Source organism: Pseudomonas sp. NBRC 111131, assembly GCF_001320525.1.
GTDB lineage: Bacteria > Pseudomonadota > Gammaproteobacteria > Pseudomonadales > Pseudomonadaceae > Aquipseudomonas > Aquipseudomonas ceruminis.
Genome location: NZ_BCBH01000002.1, coordinates 264399 through 285773, shown reverse-complemented (window position 1 = coordinate 285773; position 21375 = coordinate 264399). Strand labels below are relative to the sequence as shown.

At 64.5% G+C, this 21375-nt stretch carries 15 protein-coding genes; 8 read left to right on the top strand and 7 right to left on the bottom strand.

From position 1 onward, the window contains the following. Positions 1-91 precede the first annotated feature (91 nt). Positions 92-1036, top strand: coding sequence for a GlxA family transcriptional regulator (locus APH34_RS03370; protein ID WP_054899757.1), 945 nt, complete (start codon positions 92-94; stop codon positions 1034-1036). A gap of 100 nt (positions 1037-1136) precedes the next feature. Next, positions 1137-1382 carry a hypothetical protein gene (locus tag APH34_RS03365; RefSeq protein ID WP_054899756.1) on the top strand — a complete coding sequence of 82 codons (246 nt, stop codon included), beginning with the start codon at positions 1137-1139 and terminating at the stop codon, positions 1380-1382. Between the two features lie 50 nt (positions 1383-1432). On the opposite strand, the gene APH34_RS03360 is transcribed toward APH34_RS03365, so the two are convergent. The 7 genes from APH34_RS03360 to APH34_RS03330 form a co-directional block, all read right to left on the bottom strand. Beyond that, complete coding sequence (locus tag APH34_RS03360; RefSeq protein ID WP_054899755.1) at positions 1433-2167, bottom strand: Crp/Fnr family transcriptional regulator; 735 nt, start codon at positions 2165-2167, stop codon at positions 1433-1435. A 54-nt stretch (positions 2168-2221) separates the two neighbouring features. Further along, positions 2222-10858, bottom strand: a complete 8637-nt coding sequence (locus APH34_RS03355; RefSeq protein WP_054899754.1) for a GH36-type glycosyl hydrolase domain-containing protein — start codon at positions 10856-10858, stop codon at positions 2222-2224. A 127-nt stretch (positions 10859-10985) separates the two neighbouring features. Further along, entirely contained in the window at positions 10986-11477 is a 492-nt protein-coding gene (locus APH34_RS03350) for a DUF1543 domain-containing protein (protein WP_054899753.1), read from the bottom strand. A gap of 69 nt (positions 11478-11546) precedes the next feature. Continuing rightward, the gene (locus APH34_RS03345; RefSeq protein WP_054899752.1) at positions 11547-11963 is read right to left on the bottom strand and encodes a low affinity iron permease family protein; all 417 of its coding nucleotides are present in this window, start codon (positions 11961-11963) and stop codon (positions 11547-11549) included. A gap of 118 nt (positions 11964-12081) precedes the next feature. Beyond that, positions 12082-12939: an SDR family oxidoreductase gene (locus APH34_RS03340; RefSeq protein ID WP_054899751.1), complete on the bottom strand. Its 858-nt coding sequence runs from the start codon at positions 12937-12939 to the stop codon at positions 12082-12084. Positions 12940-12989: 50 nt separating this feature from the next. Then, positions 12990-14324 carry an SDR family oxidoreductase gene (locus tag APH34_RS03335; protein WP_054899750.1) on the bottom strand — a complete coding sequence of 445 codons (1335 nt, stop codon included), beginning with the start codon at positions 14322-14324 and terminating at the stop codon, positions 12990-12992. Positions 14325-14395: 71 nt separating this feature from the next. Continuing rightward, positions 14396-15598 (bottom strand): zinc-dependent alcohol dehydrogenase, encoded by a 1203-nt coding sequence (locus tag APH34_RS03330; protein WP_054899749.1) that lies wholly within the window; start codon positions 15596-15598, stop codon positions 14396-14398. 294 nt (positions 15599-15892) lie between these two features. Here APH34_RS03330 and APH34_RS03325 point away from each other — a divergent pair, with 294 nt between their 5' ends. Genes APH34_RS03325 through APH34_RS03300 form a run of 6 tightly spaced genes read left to right on the top strand, consistent with a single transcriptional unit; the run spans position 15893 to position 21328 of the window. Then, on the top strand, positions 15893-16744 hold the full coding sequence (locus APH34_RS03325; protein WP_054899748.1) for an STAS domain-containing protein: 852 nt from the start codon (positions 15893-15895) through the stop codon (positions 16742-16744). A 3-nt stretch (positions 16745-16747) separates the two neighbouring features. After that, positions 16748-17110: an STAS domain-containing protein gene (locus APH34_RS03320; RefSeq protein ID WP_054899747.1), complete on the top strand. Its 363-nt coding sequence runs from the start codon at positions 16748-16750 to the stop codon at positions 17108-17110. Beyond that, positions 17107-17511: an anti-sigma regulatory factor gene (locus APH34_RS03315; protein ID WP_054899746.1), complete on the top strand. Its 405-nt coding sequence runs from the start codon at positions 17107-17109 to the stop codon at positions 17509-17511. The genes APH34_RS03320 and APH34_RS03315 overlap by 4 nt, the downstream gene beginning before the upstream one ends. Continuing rightward, the gene (locus tag APH34_RS03310; RefSeq protein ID WP_177337010.1) at positions 17502-18518 is read left to right on the top strand and encodes an ATP-binding protein; all 1017 of its coding nucleotides are present in this window, start codon (positions 17502-17504) and stop codon (positions 18516-18518) included. The genes APH34_RS03315 and APH34_RS03310 overlap by 10 nt, the downstream gene beginning before the upstream one ends. Beyond that, positions 18511-19386, top strand: a complete 876-nt coding sequence (locus APH34_RS03305) for a sensor histidine kinase KdpD (protein WP_054899745.1) — start codon at positions 18511-18513, stop codon at positions 19384-19386. The genes APH34_RS03310 and APH34_RS03305 overlap by 8 nt, the downstream gene beginning before the upstream one ends. Further along, entirely contained in the window at positions 19376-21328 is a 1953-nt protein-coding gene (locus tag APH34_RS03300; protein WP_054899744.1) for a response regulator, read from the top strand. The genes APH34_RS03305 and APH34_RS03300 overlap by 11 nt, the downstream gene beginning before the upstream one ends. The last annotated feature ends 47 nt before the right edge of the window (positions 21329-21375 follow it).

The window sequence follows — 21375 nt, the reverse complement described above, 5'->3', positions numbered from 1 at the left end:
GTTGGGGTTGAAGCCATGATGCCGGGCATTGCGAATGTCTTGAATGACGCATAAGGTAGTGTTTCAGGACATTTGAAATGGGAGCCCAGGCATGCACCGAGTCGGTTATCTGATCCCCGAGGGTTTCCAGATCATGTCGCTGGCGACCCAGACCGTTTTCGAGCTCGCCAACATTGCCGCTGGCGCAGGGGTATACCGGGTCGAGAACTATTCCTTGCACGGTGGGCCGGTGCGTTCCTCCCTAGGGATGCACATCGAGACGTTGCCGCTCACCGCTGCTGGCCTTGCCGATACCTGGATGGTGGCCGGCACGCTCACGCCGCTGACGCCACCCAGCGATGAGGTGCTGCACCAGGTGCGCGGCTTCGTCGACAGTGCCCGGCGTACCGCCGGGCTTTGCACCGGCACCTTCGTGCTGGCCCAGGCCGGGGTCCTGGACAACCGCCGCGCAACCACGCACTGGGCGTATGCCAAGGCGATGCAGCAGGCGCACCCCAGGGTGGTGGTGGAAGAAGACCGCATCTTCATCGTCGACGGACCGGTATGGACCTCGGCAGGCATGACCGCAGCGTTGGACATGGCCCTGGGCATGCTCGAAACGGACTTGGGTGTGGAGCTTGCCCGTTCGGTCGCGCACAAGATGGTCATGCATCAGCGGCGCTCCGGTGGGCAGTCGCAGCATTCGGAGTTGTTGGCCCTGGCGCCGAAGTCCGACCGGATCCAACGCGCCTTGGATTACGCCCGCAGGCACCTGAACCGGCCGCTGAGCGTCGAAGAACTGGCCCAGGTCGTGCACCTGAGCCCACGACAGTTCGCTCGGGTGTTCACCGCCGAAACCGGGCAGTCGCCTGCCAGGGCCGTGGAAAGCCTGCGCCTGGAAGCGGCCCGCCTGATGATCGAGCAGAGCCGTCACAGCCTGGATACCGTGGCCAGAGAAACCGGCTTCAGAGACCGTCGGCATATGCGCGAGGTGTTCATGCGGGGCTTTGGCGTGCCGCCGCAAGCGGTGCGCCGGGATGCCCGCCGCGTGGTATAGCCCGGGCCGGGGCAGGTCAGTTGGTCCGATATAAAACCTACCGCGGTGGACAAGGCGCACACTCTAGGAGCTCAGGACTTCTGGGCATTGAGAGGTGCGTATGACCACTGGCAAGAGCTTCACAGAGATCGAGCCCCCAGTCGCCAAACCGGGTGAGGACGAAGACTGGCCAACCGGGGAAGACGATAGCGAGGAAGACCAACGCCCCCAGGCAGAAGACCGCGACGATCATGTAGACGACACACTGAGCAGAGAGAGCGAACGTGGCTCTGGCCACCCCGACCCGTCGCGGGCGTCTGAGGCGGAGCGGTACAGCTATCAGCCCTGGCAGAAAATGCGGCCATAAGGCGTTGGCGTCAACGTTTCGGGGCTGCCCCGGCAGCCCCCTCGCAGGGTTCAGGAACGGGCAGGGCGCGCCGGCGGCAAGTAGGGCAGCAGGCGCTCGGTTTCTTTCTTGACCACCGCATAGCATTCGCAACTGAGCTGTTCCAGGTGGGCCCTGTCCAATACCTTGATGTGGCCGCGGCTGTACTCGATCACCCCCAATCGCTGCAGTTTGCCGGCGGCATCGGTCACACCCTCACGGCGCACGCCGAGCATGTTGGCGATCAGTTCCTGGGTCATGCGCAGCTGGTCGCCAGGCAGGCGATCCAGTGACAGCAGCAGCCAGCGACACAGTTGCTGGTCGATGGAATGGTGCCGGTTGCACACTGCGGTCTGCGCCATCTGGGTGATCAGCGCCTGGGTGTAGCGCAGCATCAGCATCATCAGCTCGCCATGGCGGTTGAACTCATCCTTCAGGGCTTGGGTGGGCAGGCGATAGGCGTGCCCGGCGCTTTGCACGATCGCACGGCTGGGTGTGCTTTCGCCGCCCATGAACACCGCAATGCCCACCAGCCCTTCATTGCCCACCACCGAGATTTCCGCCGAGGCGCCATTCTCCATCACATACAGCAATGAGACGATCGCATCGGTCGGGAAATAGACATGGCGCAGGGTGTCACCCGACTCGTAGATCGCCTCGCCCAAGGCCAGGCTCACCCGTTCCAGGTCCGCCTCCAGGCGGCTGAGCGTTTGCGCCGACAAGGCCGCCAGCAAGTGATTCTGTTGGAGTTTGCTGGCAGGTTGCATGCTCGGGACCCGGAAGGCAGCGGTTGTCGCAACAAGCGTAGACCAGCAGGCGGTTCAGTCCATGGGCAAGGGGGAGGGCTGGCATTGGGCAATTACCCGGTGCAGTGTGCCGTCATCCGTCAATGGCAGTGTGGGCTGGGTAAGCAGATGGCCGTCCAGTGTCAGGGTCAGCGCGGTGTCGGCGCTGTTATGCACTTCGATGCGGTACGGGGTGTTACCAAAACGGTAATGCACGGTATAGCCCGACCAGCCCCTGGGCAGCAGCGGCTGGATACGCAGGGTGTCACCACTGCGGTGCAGGCCCAGCAGGCTTTCGATGATCAACCGGTACATCCAGCCTGCCGAACCGGTGTACCAGCTCCAGCCACCCCGGCCTGCATGGGGTGCCACCGCATAGACGTCGGCGGCCATGACGTATGGCTCGACCTTGTAGGTGTCGATCAGCGCGCTGCACCCTTGGCGCACCGGGTTGATCATGCGCAGCAGCGCCCAGGCCTTTTCGGCGTCCCCCAGCTGGGCGTAGGCTATGCCAGCCCAGATTGCCGCGTGGGTATATTGCCCGCCGTTCTCGCGTACGCCGGGCAGGTACCCCTTGATGTAGCCGGGGTCGAGGCTGCCCTGGTCGAATGGCGGCTCGAGCAGCTTGACGATGCCGATATCGCGGCGCACCAGGTACTGGTCCAGCGCGGCCATCGCAGTACGCGCACGTTCCGGCGAAGCAACCCCGGACAGCACCGCCCAGCTCTGCGCCAGGGAGTCGATGCGGCACTCCTGGTTGCTCGCCGATCCCAGCAGTTGCCCATCATCGAACCAGGCGCGACGGTACCAGCCGCCGTCCCAGGCATGCTGCTCAAGGTGTTCGGCCAGGGCGCCAGCCTGGCGCGTGCACTGTACGGCGAAAGCGCCGTCGCCGTGGCGCAGGGCAACGCTGGCAAATGCGCGTAACACCTCGTGGCCGAAGAAGCCCAGCCATACGCTTTCGCCGCGGCCCTGTTCACCGACCCGGTTCATGCCGTTGTTCCAGTCACCGCTGCCCATCAAGGGCAGGCCGTGCTCGCCGCATTGCAGGGCATGGCCCAGCGCGCGCCGGCAATGCTGGTACAAGGTCTCGACCAACGGGGAATGGGCGGGCAAGTCGTAATAGGACTCTTCACCGGCATTGAGCGCACGGCCCTCGAGGTAGCCTGCGGGTTCGTCCAGCACGCTGTAGTCACCAGTGATCGCCACATAACGGCTGGTGGCCAGCGGCAGCCATAGCAGGTCGTCCGAGCAGCGGGTGCGTACGCCGCGCAGCAGAGGGGGGTGCCACCAGTGCTGCACGTCACCCTCGGGATACTGGTGGGCGGCACAGGTCAGCAGGTGCTGGCGTACCAGCGCCGGCGCGGCGTGGACCATCGCCATGCTGTCCTGCAATTGGTCCCGATAGCCGATGGCCCCCCCGGACTGGTAGAAGCCGCTGCGCGCGAGGAATCGGCAGGCCATCACCTGGTACAGCAACCAGCCGTTGGCCAGCACATCCAGCGCCGGTTCAGGGGTTTCGATCTGCACCGTGTCCAGGGTCTTGCGCCAGTAGGCGCGCACTTTGTCGAACTCTTCCATGGCCACGCGCAGCCCGCGGTAGTGCTGCACGCAGCGGCTGGCGGCCTTGGCGCCCTGTTCGGCGCCGAGGCGGAACACCACCTCGCCCCGTTCGCCAGGCTGCAGCAGCAGGCTGACCTGCAGCGCTGCGCAGGGGTCGAGCCCCGCGCCGGTACGCCCGGACAGGCGCGCCTGGCGCAACCCGGCCGGCGCCTGGCAGGTGCCGTTGCGGCCGAGGAACTCGCTGCGGTCACAGGTGATGCCCTGCACCGGCAAGTCGCAGTCGACAAAGGCCACATACCCGGAAAACTCCAGGCTGTAGCTGTTGCGGGCAAACAGCGCGCCGCTGACCGGGTCAGTCTCGCTGACCACGTGCATGGCCGCCTTGCTGCGCAGGTCGCCCAGCACCCACTCGACGAAGCAGGTCACACTCAACCGGCGCGCACGGGCCGAACGGTTGTGCAGCTTGAGCCGGTTGAACTTGACCGGTGCATCCAACGCCACATGTACCCACAATTCGCTGCACAGCTCGTCCTCGGCATACTCGAACACGCTGTAGCCGAACCCATGACGTGTGCGGTAGCGGCCGGGGCCGGGGCATGGCTGCGGGGTCGGCGACCAGTACTGCCCGCTGTCCTCGTCACGCAGGTAAAAGGCCTCGCCGCTGGGGTCGATGACCGGGTCGTTATGCCAGGGCGTCAAACGGTACTCGTGGGCGTTTTCGTGCCAGGTATAGGCACTGCCGGTTTCGGACACCACGCTGCCGAACCGTGCATTGGCCAGGATGTTGACCCAGGGCGCCGGTGGTGGTTTGCCAGGGGTATGGCCAATGATGTACTCGCGGCCATCGGCGCTGAACCCGCCATACGGGTTGGCAAGCCTCAGGGCAGGTGGTGCCGTCACCGCTGGGTTGTCGGCTTGCACCCGCGCCATCGCTGGCGTGGGCTCGAAGGCCGCCGGCGAGGCTGGCGGGCGGCGATGATGCAACTGCTCGGCCAGGGTACCGCGGCTGTCGCTGAGCACAAGGCGGGCCACGGAAAGGGTCAGGCAACGGTCTTCTTCGCACAGCTGCTGCGCAGGGCGCACGAAGATGCCGCCGGGGCGATCGAGCAGGGCGGCTTCGCTGCCGGAGGTGACGATACCCATGATCAGCTCCTGCAACTGCTGGCGGTAACCGGCCTGGTCTTCGTTCCAGATCACCAGGTCGAGCACCAGGCCTTTCTGCCGCCAGTAGGCATGGGCCAGCACCAGTTGCTTGACCAGCTGGATGTTGGCCGGGTCACCGATCTGCACCAGCACGATGGGCAAGTCCCCAGACAGGCCCTGGCCCCACAGGCCGGACTGGCTGCGGCGGTTGCTGGCCAGCAGGTTGGCGCTGGCACGCAGGGCGGCGTTGGGGTAGATGACCGAGGCGGCCATCTGCTCGAACAGCCGGGCATCACTGAGCGAGCCGTTGAGCTGGCGCAACAGCACCTGGCTGTGCGGCCAGGCCAGGTCGAACACACGGTCGGCCAAGTGCCGGTCGCGGTATTTGGCGATCAGTTGCAGGCACGCTTCGCGGCTGTCGGCCACGCCGCTGACCAGGTCAACCGTGGCGGTCTGGCCCGGCGCCAGGACGATGCGGCAGCGGATCGCCACGATCGGGTCGAGTACCGCCCCGGCGGTGCCGGACAGCGCTTCGGTTTCCCGGTCCAGCGCTGCCGGGGCCGCCAGGGTGCGGTTGCGCCCGATGAAGCGGGCCCGGTCGGTTTCATAGGAGATGGCCTCGATATCGGCGCCATGCACCGCCAGTACATGGCACATCCAAGGCACGGCATCCTGCAGCGAGCGGGGTCGGCGGGTGCAGAGGATGGCTTGCAGCGGGCGGATCAGCTCGGTCTGCACGAACAGCTTGCTGAATGCCGGGTGCAGCGCATCGCTCAGGGCCGGTGCCAGGACCACTTCGGCGTAGCTGGTCAGCTCCAGAGTGCGCTGCTCCTCGCCATGGTGGGTGAGGTGCAGGCGCCGCAGTTCGATGTCGTCCTCGGGGGACACGGCTATTTCGCTATGGCAGTCAAAGCCACGCTCGCGCACGCGAAACTCGGCTCGGCCATCGCTGAAGATCGCTTCCTGGTGTTGGCTGCGGTGCCGGGTGGGTTGATAGGTCGTGGACCAGTACGCACCGCTGGCGACGTCGCGCAGGTAGCAGAAGTTGCCCAGCTCGTCGTGCGTGGGGTCTTCGCGCCAGCGGGTGACGGCCAAGTCGTTGCGCTGGCTGTAGCCGCTGCCAACGTGGTTGAGCATGACGTGGTAGCGGCCATTGGAGAGCAGTTGCACGGCGGGGTGGCGGCGGTTGGGTTCGCTGAACACGCGCAGCCGTGTTTCCCCTGCGCGACCGGTGCCCTCCAGGGCCGGCGCCTGCAGGGTGTGCAGATACGGTGCAGCGGTTTTCGGCACACGTTCCTGGAGCAGCAGCATGCTGGCCTGGAACTGCGGGTCCGAGGCGAAGCGCCGTTGCATGGGCTTGTCCAGCAGCAAGGCGGTGAGGGCCAGAAAGCTCATGCCCTGGTGGTGCGCCATGAACGAGCGGATTACCACCTTGTGCTGCCCAGGTGGGAGCCGAGCTTCGCTGTAATCCACGGCCTCATACAGCCCATAGCGCCCAGCCAGCCCGAGGCGGGCGAGGCGCTGCAAGTTGTGGCAGGCTGCGTTCGGCGCCACCAGCAAGGCGAGTGTGCTGGCGTAAGGGGCTACCACGCGCTCCTCGCCCAGACCGCGCTTGAGGCCCAGGCCGGGCACGCCAAAGGCGCGGTACTGGTAGTTGAAGTGGGTGTCCAGCGCGTTGTATGCCGATTCGGAGACGCCCCAGGGGATACCCAGCAGGTTGCCGTGCTCGATCTGCCGGTTGACCGCGGCCTGGCAGGTCTGGTCAAGCAAGGTGCCTTCGTAGCTGGGCATGACCAGCAGGGGCATCAGGTACTCGAACATCGATCCGGACCAGGACAGCAGCACCGGCACACCGGCATTGCTGGTCAGCAGCCGGCCCAGGGCGAACCAGCTGGCCTGGGGCACCTGGCCTTGGGCGATGACCACGAAATTGGTCAGGCGCATCTCTGAGGCCAGCAAGTCGTAGAACGACGTGTCCAGGCGGTGTTCATCGACGTTGTAGCCGATGGCGAACAGGTCGCGTTGGCTGTCGTAGAGGAAGGTGAAGTCCATGCTGGCCAAGGCTGCAAGGCGCAATGCCAGGCTCTGCGCCTGGGCGATGCGCTGGCAGGCCAGGGCGCGTACGGCAGTGACTGCTGCGCGTTCGGCCGGTGGCCACTGGCCGGGCTGCAGCTGTGCCAGTTGTCGCCAGCTTGACGCTGCCGGTACTGCCACCTCACTGTCCGGCGGCAGTTGCAACCCTTGCAGCTCGCTGCCCAGGTCCTCGCACTGGCCTCGCAGCGCATGCAGCCAGAACAGGCAATCGTCGCCCTGTAAGGCGTCGGCGGGTTCAGGTGCGCACTGGTCGATCAAGTCCTGCAACCGTTCGGCAAGCACTGTGAGCAACCGGGGCAGCGGCTGGTCGGGGTGCTCATGGGCTTGCAGCACCTGTTGCTGCAGGGCTTGGACATCGCGACTATCGCGCCCTGCGTTGGTAAACGCTTCGCGCAGGATATCAAAGGTGTCCAGCAGACCCTGGGTCAGCCGGTGGGCCGGCACAGGCACATCGGCCAACGCCAGCAGCCCTGGCCTGAGTGTGAGTAGCAGGGCGGCCAGGTTGCCGCTGTCCACCGCAGACACGTACAGCGGTGGCAGCGGTTTGAGTGCCTGGGTGTCGTACCAGTTGTAGAAGTGGCCCTTGTAGCGCTCCAGGTGATCCAGGGTGTCGAACATCCGCGCCAGGCGCTCAAGCAGTCGACCGCTCGACAGGTAGCCGAAATCATAGGCCGCCAGGTGTGCGAGCACGGCCATACCGATATTGGTTGGCGAGGTGCGGTGCGCGATATTGGCGAACGGCGGCTCCTGCAGGTTGTCCGGGGGCAGCCAGTTGTCGGCGGGCCCGACATGGTGGTCGAAAAACGCCCAGTTGCGCCGGGCCAGCCTGTGCAGAAAGCGCAAATCCTCCGGTAGCGGTGTGAACCCACTGCCAGCGCGCGGGCTGCTGAGCCACCACGCCAGCGCCGGGCCGAGCAGCCAGAGGATGAGGATCGGCGCGGCCACCAGCAGCGCAGCCGGGCGCATCAGCAGCAGGGCCGCCAGGCTGAGGGCCAGGGCCGGTTGTATCCATTGCTCGGTATACACTGCCTGAAGAGTATCGGCGCTGGTCCGTTCCTCGGCTTGTGAGGGGTTCCACTGCAACAGCCGGCGTTTGCTTACGGCCAGGCGCCACAGGGTCCTGGCGATGGCATCCAGGCTGTAGCGGGTCTCGAACGGCAACCAGGCCAGTGACAGCCCGGCCCGCAAGAAGTAGATGCCCGAGGTGCGCAGTGAAGCCCTCAGGTGTTCGCCCAGGGCGACCTCGGCCGTCTTGTGCAGCAATTGCAGCAGCGTGTCGAGCAGCGGTCGGGCCAACAACAGCCCCAGCAAAGCGAGGGTCCAGTAAGGCGCCGAGGCGCTGGCCAGCCAGCCCCACAACAGGGTGCACAGCAGCGCTGCCGGCTCCAGGCTGCGGCGCAGGTTGTCGAAGATTTTCCAGCGCGACAGCGCGCTCAGCGGGCTATGGGTATCGCCCTGCGGAGGCCTCCCAAGGCGCGGCACAAGCCACGGCAGCAGTTGCCAGTCACCGCGTATCCAGCGGTGACGGCGCTTGGCGTCGGCGCTGTAGCGTGCCGGGTACCCTTCGAACAGTTGCACGTCGCTGAGCAGGCCGGAGTGGGCGTAGCAGCCTTCGATCAGGTCATGGCTGAGCACCCGGTTATCGGCAAAGCGGCCATCCAGTGCGCGCTCGAACGCGTCCACTGCGTAGATGCCTTTGCCAATGAACGACCCGCTGAGGAACAGGTCCTGATAGACGTCGGAAACGGCCTGTGTGTAGGGATCGATACCCGCATCGCTGGTGAACAGGCGGGCGTAGGCCGAGCGTGTGCCCGTGGGTAGGCTGATGCCAACCCGCGGCTGCAGGATCGCGTAGCCTGAGCGGATCCGGCCGGTATGTGCGTCGAAGCGTGCCCGGTTCAGCGGATGCTGCAAGGTGCCGACGAATTTTTGCGCCACATCGCGTGGCAACTGGGTATCGGTGTCCAAGGTAATCACATAGCGCACGCGGCCCAGCTTGCGCAGGTCGCCGACGATCCGCAGGAAACACTCGGCACCGCGCCCGCGCAGCAAGGCATTGAGCTCGGCAAGCTTGCCGCGCTTGCGTTCGCGGCCCATCCAGCATCGCTCGGTGGCGTTCCACACGCGGGGGCGATGCAACATAAAGAAGCGTTCGCAGTCGGCGCTTGGATACTTGGCGTTCAAGGCGCGGATGCCATCGCTGGCGAGGTCGAGCAGGGGGATGTCTTCGGCGCAGGTTTGTTGCGCCGCATCGACGAAGTCACTCAGCAGGGCGAAGTGCAGGTGCGCATCCTGATTGGCCAGAAAGCGCACCTCAAGCCCTTCGACCAGCGCCTCCACATCGCTGCGGGTGCTCAGCATGCAGGGCACCACGACCAAGGTTCTGGCGCTGGCAGGTATCCCGGCGGCGTAGTCCAGGCGTGGCAGGAACGACGGTTGCACGGTCAGGGTTACCAGCCAGTTCACCAGGCCAATGGCCAGGCGGCTGGTGGTCAGTACCACCGGCAGGGCCATCAGGGCCAGGACCCACATCGCCCAGCCTTCGGCGGCCATGCCGGCGATGAAGCCCCAGGCCAGCACGCACGACAGCAGCGCAGAAGGCACCAGGTAGAACGCCAGTGGGGCATGGTGCAACAGACGCTGCCAGCGCTCGGCAAGGCTGACCCGTGCCGCCAGTTGCTTTTCGAGCAGGTGCAGGCCGCTACCTGTCAGGTAAAAGCCGACGTGCCGGGCTTGCTCGTCGGTCCCGGCACCTGCGGCTTGGGCAAGCTGAACTGCCTGGCGTGCCACCTGTTCTTCGCTGAATGCGCTGTGCCTCGCCAGGCGTTCGACGATGTGGCGGTAATGGTCGCGGCTGGCGAAGTCCATGGCCGGGTACACCGCTGCCGGGTCCTGGGCCAGTTCGTGCTCGACATGGCTCAGGTGCTCGACGAACAGCCGCCAGTCAATGCTCGACAGCAGGCGCAGACTGCCGATGCTGTTGCTGATGGACACCTGGTCGATCGCCTGTTGCTGCGCATCGAGCTGCACATTGCGCTCGATGCTCAGTGCCGACTCGCTGAGCATCTGCTCGATCCAGGCCAGCGGCTGAGTCAGGGTGGTGCTGTGGCCTTGCAGGCGCCTGGCCAGCTCAGCCACGAACGCTGCGTTCATGGGCGGTTCGGAGCGGGCCATGTCGGCCACCACCAGTACCACGCTCTTGGCATCGTGCTCGGCGGTTTCGATGAGGGTATCGGCCCAGCCATTGGCCAGGTCGCGGTCTGCCCAGTTGGCCATCACCCGGGCCGCCACCCGGCGCAGGTTCTCGATCAGCGCCAGGCGTAGCATGATCGGTATCGCCCAGAGCTCGCCGAGGGTGAGCGTGGCGGTTTGCTGATAGGCTTCGACCAGCTGGCTCAGGCTTTTGGCGTCGACCCGGCCATCACCGTGGCAGATAGTTTCCAGCGCGATATCGTAAACCCGTGGCAGGCCACTGGACGCACCGGTGTCCAGCCGTGGCAGTTGCAGGCTGTAGCCTGTGGGCAAATGGCGCTTGGCGATGCGGATATGCGACTCGACCAAATAGAAGTTGTCGAGCAGCCATTGCGCGGCAGGCAGCGCCGGGCGCGAGCCGGGCAGGGCACCGGCGAGGGCGGCGCAACTGGTGCTGAGCATGCGTTCGTTATCGGCCAGCCGCTCAAGCAGCGAATCGTCGGCCGGCAGCTGGCTCAGACGGTGCTGGCTGGCCAACCAACTGCCGTGATCGGCCAGTTGTTCGGCGCTGTAGAGCTCTGAGCGCAGCAGGCTTTCGTAGGTGAACGCGTGCCGCGGTGCAGGCCAACGCTGAGCCAGGCGCTGAACGAAGGCAAGGGTGCGATGCCAGGGATTGTCCATGGTGTGCTGGGGTACCGTGAGCGGGCCGGTCAGACCCTCAGTCTGGGCGGCTGGCCCAGGATGGGTCTGTGCGCTAGCGAACAAAGGCGTGATTCGCTACCGCGCCTTTCACGTCAGCCTCAGCCGCTTACAGCAGGATGTAGTCGCTGTATTGCCGGATACCGCGGTGGCTGCCCTCGACCAGGTGTACGTAGCGGCCCGCGATCAGGTCGACCGGCAGGCAGTCGTCGATATCCAGTACCGCATCGGTGTGGGGCTTGAGCCAATCGGCCAACAGGTGCTGCTTGCCCAGGCGCTTGGCCTCGGCTTTGTCCTTGGCGACCACCAGGCGGTAATGGTGCGCTTCGCCGAAGCGCTGTGGCTCGTAACCCCCCAGGTTGATGAAAAACAGGCGTTGGGCAGTGGGGCCTGGGGCCAGGTGGCTGAGTTCGACGCGGTAGTGGTCGACGCCGTCTACAGCCAGCCAGGAATCGATATGCAACCCGGCGCGGCTGCCGAACCAGGCTTCGCGCAGTTGCGGGTAAGCCTGCTCCAGCGAAGGGGCCTCGACGAACACGACATCGTGCACTTCGATACTCGCCCTGGGGTGCCGACCACCCAGCATTACAACGTACAGCATCTTCGCTCCTTGGTTCGATGTGCGGGCCTGCTCAGGCTACCCGCTGCACCTAGGGTATCAAGCCCGCCGCTAGCGCTGCAGGTTTTGGCCCTGTGCGGGGTCGCTCGCTGGCGCGGGCGGGCAATCGGCTTGACGCTCGCACTGGCTACCCATGGCCCGGTATTCCTTCCTGAGTTCACGTATCTGGCGGTTGTCCAACGCTTCTAGGTCAAGCACGGACTGCTCTGCGGATTGGGTCGCACGGATCAGCTCATCGAGTTTTACATGGATGATGTCGTTGTCCCGGTTCTGCGTGTTCTGAATCAGAAAAACCATCAGGAACGTAATGATCGTCGTCGTGGTGTTGATGATCAGCTGCCAGGTGTCGTTGTAGTGAAACCATGGCCCGGATATCGCCCACAAACCGATCAGCACCACTGCGACGAGGAACGTGCTGGGTTTGCCGGCCTGATTGGCCAGCCATTGGCAGAATTTTGCGAATTTCACGGTGTGCCTCCCTATGGACCTGAAAGGTCAGACCACAGCGAAGGCCGGACATCTTTTTTACATTCACCTGCTTAGCCACCCAAAGCCAGCCGGGGCTGGCTTCGGGTGGGGTGGCAGTTCAAAGGATGGGCTTGCCACCGGTAACGGCATAGCGCGAACCGGAGATGTAACTGGCTTCATCGGAGCCGAGCAAGACGTAGATCGGCGCGACCTCGACCGGTTGCCCCGGTCGCCCGAGCGGGTAGTTGGAACCGAAGTGCTTCACCGCTTCATCGGGCATGGTGGCCGGGATCAACGGTGTCCAGATGGGGCCGGGTGCCACGCTGTTGACCCGTATGCCGGTTTTGCCCAGCAATTGGGCCAGACCGGCCGTGAAATTGGCAATGGCGCCTTTGGTCGTCGCATAGGCCAACAGCTTGGGCGATGGGTCATCGGAGTTGACCGAACTGGTGTTGATGATCGAACTGCCTTTGGGCATCGAAGGCAGCGCCCGCTGGCAGATGCGGAACATGGCGGTGATGTTGACATTGAAGGTCATTACCCACTCGTCATCGTCGATTTCATCAAATGTCTCGTGGGACATCTTAAACGCCGCGTTGTTGACCAGGATGTCGATGCGCCCGAACTGCGCCACCGTCTTGTCGACGATGTCGTAGCAGTGCTGCTTGTGCGCCAGGTCACCGGGCAGCAACAGGCACTGGCGGCCAGCGGCCTCGACCCAGCGTGCGGTTTCCTGGGCGTCGTCGTGCTCATCCAGGTAGGCAATGGCAACGTCTGCACCTTCGCGTGCATAGGCGATGGCCACAGCCCGCCCGATGCCGCTGTCGGCGCCGGTGATCAAGGCGATCTTGCCTTCAAGGCGACCGTGGCCGGTGTAGCTTTGTTCACCGCAATCCGGGTACGGCTCCATCTTGCGTTGCGAACCTGGAACGCTTTGCGGCTGAGTGGGGAATGGCGGGGTAGGGTAGTCACGCATGGTTGAATGCTCCTGCAGTGGGGAAGGTCATGGCTGTTCGGGTGCAAGGTCTAATTGCGCCGGCGTCGCGTGCTGGCGAAGGCGAAGCCTGCAAGGATGCCTACCAGGGCGGCGCCCACCAGGAGCGGCGTCCTGTCTTTGGGGGGCTGCCAATCCCCGGTCACGCTGCGCTGACCGCTGGGCGGTTCGAACAGGTTGCCGGAGGAGATCGCGGCGCTGGGGCTTCGGCGCAGGCCCAGGCGGGTCAGCCAGCCCGACAGGTGAGGCAGCCCAGGAATGAGGTAACTGGCCAGATGGGCAATGCGTGCGGTGGCGCCCACGGTGGTATGAGCACGGGGTGAAATCGCGCAGGCCACCATCGCTTTGGCGACCCGCTCTGGGTCGTAGATCGGCCCCGGCGGCGTCAGGGCATGGCCAGTGTAGTTACCGCCATCCCTGAACCCAGGCGTGTCCATCACGGCGGGGTAGATGTCGCAGACGTGGATGTCGGGGAATTCGGTCAGCTCCCCCCTGAGAGCCTCGGTAAGGCCGCGCAAGCCGAACTTGCTCGCCGAGTAGGCCGCTGCATAGGGTTGCGCCACCCAGCTGCCCAGGGACAGGGTGTTGATCAGCACGCCGCTGCCTTGTGCCTTGAAGTAGGGCATGGCGACGTATGCGCCGCGCAGGTAACCGACCAAGTCCGTCTGGATAACCTGCTCATGCGCCTGCAGGGGCGTTTCCTCGAACGCGCCCACCGCGCCTACGCCTGCGTTGTTGATCCAGATATCAATACGGCCGTGGCCGAACGCTGCCGCACGCGCTGCCAACGCTTCGACCTGATCGCTACTGGAGACATCGGTTTTAACGGCGACAGCGTCTGTACCGCAGTCGGTGCACTCATCCAGCACCTCGAACAACGCCTCTTCGTCCCGTGAAGCCAGCACCAGACGTGCACCTTTGCAGGCAAAGGCATGGGCTGCGGCGCGGCCTATGCCACTGGAAGCGCCGGTGATCACCACCACTTTGCCGCGTAATGGGCCTTTGATGGGCGTTGCCGGGCCGACGACGGGGAGCGGGCCCTCTTCGCTGTGCGTGGGGAGTGTGTCCAAGGGGGGCAGCGCAGCGCTGGCCTCCAGGCGGGCGAGCTCAAGCACCGTGCCATCCACCAGGGTCAGGGTCAGCCCCTCGATGGTACCGGCCAGCCGGTCGGCAAACACCGGTTCGCCCTCGGCATCGAGGCTGTCATAGATGAACCGGGTGCCTTCCAGCCAGCCCACGGCGGTCAACAGCTCCGGGCCAAGGAAATACTTGCCGTCCAGGAAGAATCCTGGGAACTGATGGGCCCGCTCGACGTTTTCCACGCGGTAACGCTCGCCGGGTTTCATGCCTGTTGCTTGATCGATCATGGTTCAAGCCTCTGTGTGCTGATGTCTTTGGCCCTGGCCTTTGCCATGGGCCATGGCCTGTCTGCCGGGTTTCACACGTGGTCCGTGCCCAGGGTGCCGGGGGCAGCGCCTGGCACAAGAATGACCTTGCGGCAGTTGTCCTCTTTTTGATCGAACAGCTTGTAGCCCAGGGCGGCCTCTTCCAGTGCCAGGCGATGGGTAACGATCAGTTCGGGCTGAAGGCGGCCTGCCTCGATATGCTCCAGCAGTTCGGGCAGGTACTTCTGGACATGGGTCTGGCCCATCTTGAAGGTCAGGCCCTTGTCGAAGGCATCACCGAACATGAACCCATGAATGAAACCGGCATACACCCCAGGCACGCTAACCACGCCCCCGCGGCGTACTGCGGCAATGCTCTGGCGCAAGGCCTTGCCACTGCTGCCTTCGATTTTCAGCGCGGTCATGACCGTTTCGGCGGCGCTGCCTTTGGCTTCGAAGCCGACGGCGTCGATTACCGCGTCCACCCCACGCATGCCGGGTGTCTGGCGAATGATGCTGTCGGCAGGGTCGTCATCGCGCTCGAAATTGATAGGGATAACGCCGTAGGCGTCGCGTGCGTAGGCCAGGCGGTAGTCGTTGTCGTCGACCATGAAAACGGTCTGGGCGCCAAGCATCCGTGCACAGGCGGCACTGAGCAGGCCCACGGGCCCTGCGCCATAGATGGCCACCGACGAGCCTTGGCCAACCTCGGCATTGATCACGGCTTGCCAGGCGGTGGGCAGGATGTCGGACAGAAACAGCACCTTGTCGTCAGCCAGGGTGGTCGGCACCTTGAAGGGGCCGACATTGGCTTTGGGTACCCTCACATAATCGGCCTGGCCACCGGGGATGCCGCCGTACAGATGGCTGTAGCCGAACAACGCGGCGCCAGGCGGGATTCCTTTCTTGTTGATGATCGAGCCGCGCCCGGTGTTGGTGGTTTCGCAGGCAGCGAACAGCGCGTGCTGGCAGAAGAAACAGCTGCCGCAGGCAATCACGAAGGGGATCACGACCCGGTCACCGACCTGCAGGTCGGTGACCGCGCTGCCGGTTTCTTCCACGATGCCCATGAATTCATGACCGAAGATATCGCCCGCTTCCGTTTGCGGGATCTTGCCCCGGTACAAATGCAGGTCCGAACCGCAAATGGCGGTGGCAGTTACCTTGAGGATGATGTCATCCGCTTGTTCGATGCGGGGATCGGCGACGGTATCTACCCTGACGTCGTTTGCTCCGTGGTAAGTCAATGCGCGCATGGGACCAACTCCTGCAGGCTGGGTTTTTTGGTGGTCTATGCAGGGGAAGCCGGCAGACGGGCCAAAGTTCATTGCAACTGGCCAAGTGGGCTCAATCACGGCTGCGGGCGTGGGGAAAATATTCACCAGGTTGCCCACACCCGGCGCTCGCGTGGCCTAGAGTTAGCGGGACGTGATATGGCGCAATGCAATTATTTGCCAACGGTCACAACTATTCACACCGGCAGCTGTCAGTTTTGCGAGCCGGTACATTCATTGGGGTACCGGCCACGTATTTTCAGGAGCGAATGTCACATGGCAGCACTGCAGAACAGCACGTTGGAAGCGATTGTCGGCAATCAGGCCCAGTTGCTGGGAGACTGGCTTGCTGCACTTGAAGCCAATGGCGCGACACGCAACATCCGGGAACAGGAGCTGCGCCAGGAAACACGGGAGTTTCTGCAATTGGTGGTTGATGGCCTGCGCAGTGAAAGTGGCGGCGACATTGCCACCGAAGGCTGGGAGCAGACCCGTCGCTTCCTGGAAAAGCTCTCTGCCAGCCGTGCCCAAATCGGCCAGGAGTCGCACCAGACCGCCTATTTCATCTTTGCCCTCAAAGGCCCGTTGTTCACGCTGTTGCAGGCTCATTACCGTGAACAACCGGCGCTGCTTGCCGAGCAGCTCTGGGAAATTTCTTCACTGTTCGATGCCTTCGGCCTGCATACCATCCGCACCTACCAGAAAAACCGCGAGGCGGTGATCAAGCGTCAGCAGGAAGAGCTGCTGGAGCTGTCCACGCCGGTGGTCAAGCTGTGGGAGGGGGTGCTGGCGTTGCCCCTGATCGGCACCCTCGACTCCCAGCGCAGCCAGACGGTGATGGAGTCGCTGTTGCAGCGCATCGTCGACACCGGGTCGGAAATCGCCATCATCGACATCACGGGTGTGCCTACGGTCGACACCCTGGTGGCCCAACACCTGCTCAAGACAGTCACCGCCATCCGCCTGATGGGCGCCGACTGCATCATCAGTGGCGTGCGCCCGCAGATCGCGCAGACCATCGTGCACCTGGGCCTGGACCTGGGCACATTGACAACCAAGTCCAACCTGGCCGATGCCCTGAAGCTGGCGCTGTCGCGCCTGGGCACTGCCCTTGGCGAGCGGGTGTGAAGCATGGAGCGTATTCCCATCCTGCAAATGGGCGAGTTCCTGCTGGTGACTATCCAGGTGGACATGCATGACCAGTTGGCCCTGCGCCTGCAGGACGACCTGACCGACCGTATCGACCAGACCTCCGCCCGTGGCGTGCTGATCGATATCTCGGCGCTGGACATGGTCGATTCGTTCATCGGCCGCATGATTGCCAGTATCTCGGGCTTGTCGCGGATCATGGACGCCGAAACGGTACTGGTTGGCATGCAGCCGGCGGTGGCGATCACCTTGGTCGAGCTCGGCCTGACCCTGCCTGGGGTCAGTACCGCATTGAACGTCGATCGCGGCATGAACCTGCTGCGTCAGCGGGTAGGGCGCACATGAGCATTCGCCAGAGCGGCAGCCAACCGGTGCGTATCGAACAGGACGTGGTACTGGCTCGCCAGTTGACCCGCAAACTTGCCACCGAGTGCGGCATGCGCTTGGTCGACCTGACCAAACTGGTGACGGCCGTGAGCGAACTGGCGCGCAACACGGTGGTGTATGGCGGGGGCGGCGACATGGACTGGCAGGTCCTCGAAGAGACCGGGCGGGTTGGCCTGCGCCTGGTGTTTCGCGACGAAGGGCCGGGTATTGCCGACGTCAAGCTGGCCCTCACCGACGGCTGGACCTCAGGCGGTGGTTTGGGCCTGGGGCTGACGGGTGCCAGGCGCCTGGTCGATGAGTTCGAACTGGACACCGCTCCCGGGCAAGGTACCCGGGTAACGATCACCCGATGGACATGAACCTTGTCGCTAGCCTGACCCAGGTTCTGCGCATTGATGATTCCAGCCAGGTGGGCCATGCCCGGCGGGTGGTACAGAAACTGGCCGAACAGCACGGTTTCGACGCTGCCGATGCCGGACGGGCGGCCATTGTTGCCACTGAGCTGGCCACTAATGTGCTCAAGCATGCCGAGCACGGTGAACTGCACCTGCGGGCGCTCGTCCATGGCGCCCAGCAGGGCATCGAGTTGCTGGCGGTGGATCGTGCACAAGGCTTCGATGTGCACAGTTGCCTGGTCGACGGCTATTCCACCGGTGGCACCCAGGGCATTGGCCTGGGGGCGGTCAGCCGCTTGGCGCAGGTGTTCGACGTGCATGCCGACGCACGCGGCGCCGTGGTGCTGGCGCGCCTGTACAAACATGGCGACAGCGCTCGGGATGTGCGGGTCGGGGTGAGCCAGCATTCGCTGCACGACGACCCCGCCTGTGGCGACACCTGGCACGTAACCCTCGGCGACCAGCGCCTCAGTGCCCTGGTGATCGATGGCCTGGGCCATGGGGTGGAAGCCGTGCGGGCCGCCAAAGCCGGGGCGCAGGCGTTCGCCGAAAGCCCTTTCAGTGCGCCCGAGCACCTGCTGGTTGCCCTGCACCACGCCATGGGCGGCACCCGGGGCGGCGCCGCCGCCATCGCTCAGTACGAGGGCGCCGGCGACCGCCTGGCGTTCATCGGCATCGGCAATATCGGCGCGGCCCTGGTCGGTGGCGATCGGTCACGAGGCCTGGCCTCGCATCCGGGCATCGTTGGCGGCCAATACCGCAAAGGCCAGGTGTTCGACTACGCTCACGTGAAGGGAAATCTGTTGATCATGTTCAGCGACGGCCTGCAGTCCCGTTGGAACCTTCAAGCTTATCCTGGCCTTGCGCGCCGCCACCCGGCAGTCGTTGCCGCCGTGTTGCACCGCGACTTCTGCCGCGGGCGGGACGATGTGACGGTGCTGGTCATCGACCTGGAGACTGTGCATGGCTGAGCCATCGCTCGACAATGGCGCCGAACAGGCCGCCTGCGTGGCACGCCTGCAGGCCGAGAACCAGGCCCTGCGTGCCGAACTGGAAGAAACCAACCAGGGTGTGCTGGCGCTTTATGCGGAGCTGGACATCCAGGCCGAACAATTACGCCAGGCGTCGGACCTCAAAAGCCGCTTCCTTTCCTATATGAGCCACGAGTTCCGTACGCCGCTGGGCTCGATCCTGAGCATCACCAGCCTGCTCGCCGACGAGGTGGATGGGCCGTTGAGCAAGGAGCAGCAGTTGCAGGTGGCGTTCGTCAGCAGCGCCACCCGCGAGCTCAGCGACATGGTCGACGACCTGCTCGACCTGGCCAAGATCGAAGCGGGACGGATCACCATCTCGCCCGCCTGGTTCGACATGCTCGACCTGTTCGCTGCCCTGCGCGGGATGTTCCGGCCGATCGTCGACACGGGGGCGGTGGACCTTATTTTCGAAGAACCCCAGGGCTTGCCGCAGCTGTATACCGATGACAAGAAGCTGGCGCAGATCCTGCGCAACTTCATCTCCAATGCGCTGAAGTTCACCACCCGGGGCGAGGTGCGGGTGTCGGCAAAATTGCATGGCAGCGACCAGATACGGTTTGCCGTGAGTGACACGGGCATCGGCATTGCCCCAGAGCTGCTGGAGGGGTTGTTCGAAGACTTTACCCAAGTGGATTCGCCGCTGCAGAAACGCCTGCGTGGCACGGGGCTGGGGCTGTCGCTGTGCAAGCGCTTTGCGGCGCTGCTGGGAGGGGAAGTGGGTGTAGACAGCGCGCCTGGGGTGGGCTCGTCGTTCTTCGTGATCATCCCCCTGGCGCTGGCCCAGGAGAGCGCAGATGAACCCTGACATCCGCCTGCTGATCGTCGACGACAACGCCGCGACGCGCTATGCGCTGCGTCGGCGCCTGGCGCTGCACGATTACCAGGTGCTGGAGGCAGGCACCGGTGGCGAGGGCCTGGCGCTGATTGGCAGCGAGCAGATCGATGCGTTGATACTGGATGTCAACCTGCCCGACATGAGCGGGTTCGACATCGTCCGGTTGCTGCGCGCCGACCCGGCCACGGCGCTGTTGCCAGTGATCCATGTCTCGGCGGCCTCGATCCAGACCGGCGATATCATCACCGGCCTGGATGCTGGGGCCGATGCCTACCTGGTACACCCCGTAGACCCGGATGTGCTGGTGGCGACGTTGCGCACGCTGCTGCGGGTGCGCGACACCGAACGCGCGCTGCGCGACAGCGAGGCGAGTTTCCGCGAGATTTTCACCAACGTTTCTGCCCCCATCGCGGTGCTGGATGCCGGGCTCAAGGTGCATGAGTGCAACCAGGCGTTCTATGCGCTGATTCAGGACAACCGCAACCCGCACGCGCTGCAGGAATGCTTTGCCGAGGGGCAACACAGTGCCCTGGCCACCTTGCGCGAGCACTTGGCTGGCGGCCAGCGCTGGCGCGGCAACCTGGCGATGACGGTAGAAGGCTTGCCCAGAGACACCGAATGGCAACTGTCGCCCCATCGCGTGCCGGGGCTGTGCCTGGTGTTTGTCGAGGATGTCACTGAGCACCGCCATCGCGAGCGCTCGCATCTGGCGCGCCTGGACGACGCCAACACTCAGCTGGCCCAGGAAATGGCGCAGCGGGCGCAGACTGAGGCGCAATTGCTGCAACTGCAGAAGATGGATGCCCTCGGCAGCCTCACCGGGGGCATTGCCCACGACTTCAACAACCTGTTGACCGGCATCATCACCAGCCTGGAGCTGATCCGCAAACGGGTGGCGCAAAACCGCCTGGAAAAGGTGCCGTGCTATGCCGACGCGGCGCTCAGCTCGGCGATGAGCGCCGCGTCGTTGACCCATCGACTGTTGGCCTTTGCTCGCCAGCAGCCGCTGGATACCCGCCCGGTGGACATCAACGAGCGGGTGCGGTCCCTGGAAGAGCTGATCACCCGCACCATCGGCGAGCGCATTGCCTTGAAGCTGGAGCTTTCCAGCCAGCCCGCGGTGGCGTTGGTCGACCCGATCCAGCTGGAGAGCGCGGTGCTCAACCTGGTGATCAATGCCCGCGATGCGTTGCCTAAGGGTGGGCACATCTGGGTGAACACCGGGGCGACGTGGTCCCATGCCGACCCGAACCTGCAGGACGGCCCTTATGTGGCAGTGACGGTGCGCGACGATGGCAGTGGTATCGAGCCGGCGTTGCTGGAAAAGGTGTTCGACCCGTTCTTTACCACCAAACCGGTGGGGCAGGGCACGGGGCTCGGTTTGTCGACCATCTACGGCTTTGCCCGCCAGTCCGGCGGGCACGTGGCGATTCGCAGCGCACTGGGGCTGGGCACCGAGGTAACGTTGATGCTGCCGGCCAGCAATCACCAAGTGCCCCGCGAGGAACGCCGACCAAAGCCCGAAGAGCAGGGTAGCGGCGAGCATGTGCTGGTGGTCGAGGACATGGCCTCGGTGCGCCTGTCGGTGGCCGAAGTGCTGGCCGATGCGGGCTATCGTTGCACCCTGGCCGAAACCATTGAGCAGGCGTTGGATCATTTACGCGAAGACACCGGCATTGCGCTGTTGCTGACCGATGTCGGGCTGCCCGGCATCAGTGGCCGGGAGCTGGCCGACATGGCGCGTATCTATCGGCCAGGCCTGCCCGTGCTGTTCATGACCGGTTACGCCGAGCCAGCGCTGGACCGCCAGGCGTTTCTGGGCACGGGAATGGACATTCTGATCAAGCCGTTCCAGATCGGCGAGTTGCTGGAAAAGGTACGGCGGACCCTGGGTTTGCTGGCTGCAGGCTGAGCCTGTGGGTCCGACGCAGCCGGGTCCATAGCAATATCTCCTACGCC

Coding starts and splice junctions, on each gene's coding strand:
- APH34_RS03370 (WP_054899757.1), top strand. CDS start 92: ATGCACCGAGTCGGTTATCTGATCCCCGAGGGTTTCCAGATCATGTCG.
- APH34_RS03365 (WP_054899756.1), top strand. CDS start 1,137: ATGACCACTGGCAAGAGCTTCACAGAGATCGAGCCCCCAGTCGCCAAA.
- APH34_RS03360 (WP_054899755.1), bottom strand. CDS start 2,167: ATGCAACCTGCCAGCAAACTCCAACAGAATCACTTGCTGGCGGCCTTG.
- APH34_RS03355 (WP_054899754.1), bottom strand. CDS start 10,858: ATGGACAATCCCTGGCATCGCACCCTTGCCTTCGTTCAGCGCCTGGCT.
- APH34_RS03350 (WP_054899753.1), bottom strand. CDS start 11,477: ATGCTGTACGTTGTAATGCTGGGTGGTCGGCACCCCAGGGCGAGTATC.
- APH34_RS03340 (WP_054899751.1), bottom strand. CDS start 12,939: ATGCGTGACTACCCTACCCCGCCATTCCCCACTCAGCCGCAAAGCGTT.
- APH34_RS03335 (WP_054899750.1), bottom strand. CDS start 14,324: ATGATCGATCAAGCAACAGGCATGAAACCCGGCGAGCGTTACCGCGTG.
- APH34_RS03330 (WP_054899749.1), bottom strand. CDS start 15,598: ATGCGCGCATTGACTTACCACGGAGCAAACGACGTCAGGGTAGATACC.
- APH34_RS03325 (WP_054899748.1), top strand. CDS start 15,893: ATGGCAGCACTGCAGAACAGCACGTTGGAAGCGATTGTCGGCAATCAG.
- APH34_RS03320 (WP_054899747.1), top strand. CDS start 16,748: ATGGAGCGTATTCCCATCCTGCAAATGGGCGAGTTCCTGCTGGTGACT.
- APH34_RS03315 (WP_054899746.1), top strand. CDS start 17,107: ATGAGCATTCGCCAGAGCGGCAGCCAACCGGTGCGTATCGAACAGGAC.
- APH34_RS03310 (WP_177337010.1), top strand. CDS start 17,502: ATGGACATGAACCTTGTCGCTAGCCTGACCCAGGTTCTGCGCATTGAT.
- APH34_RS03305 (WP_054899745.1), top strand. CDS start 18,511: ATGGCTGAGCCATCGCTCGACAATGGCGCCGAACAGGCCGCCTGCGTG.
- APH34_RS03300 (WP_054899744.1), top strand. CDS start 19,376: ATGAACCCTGACATCCGCCTGCTGATCGTCGACGACAACGCCGCGACG.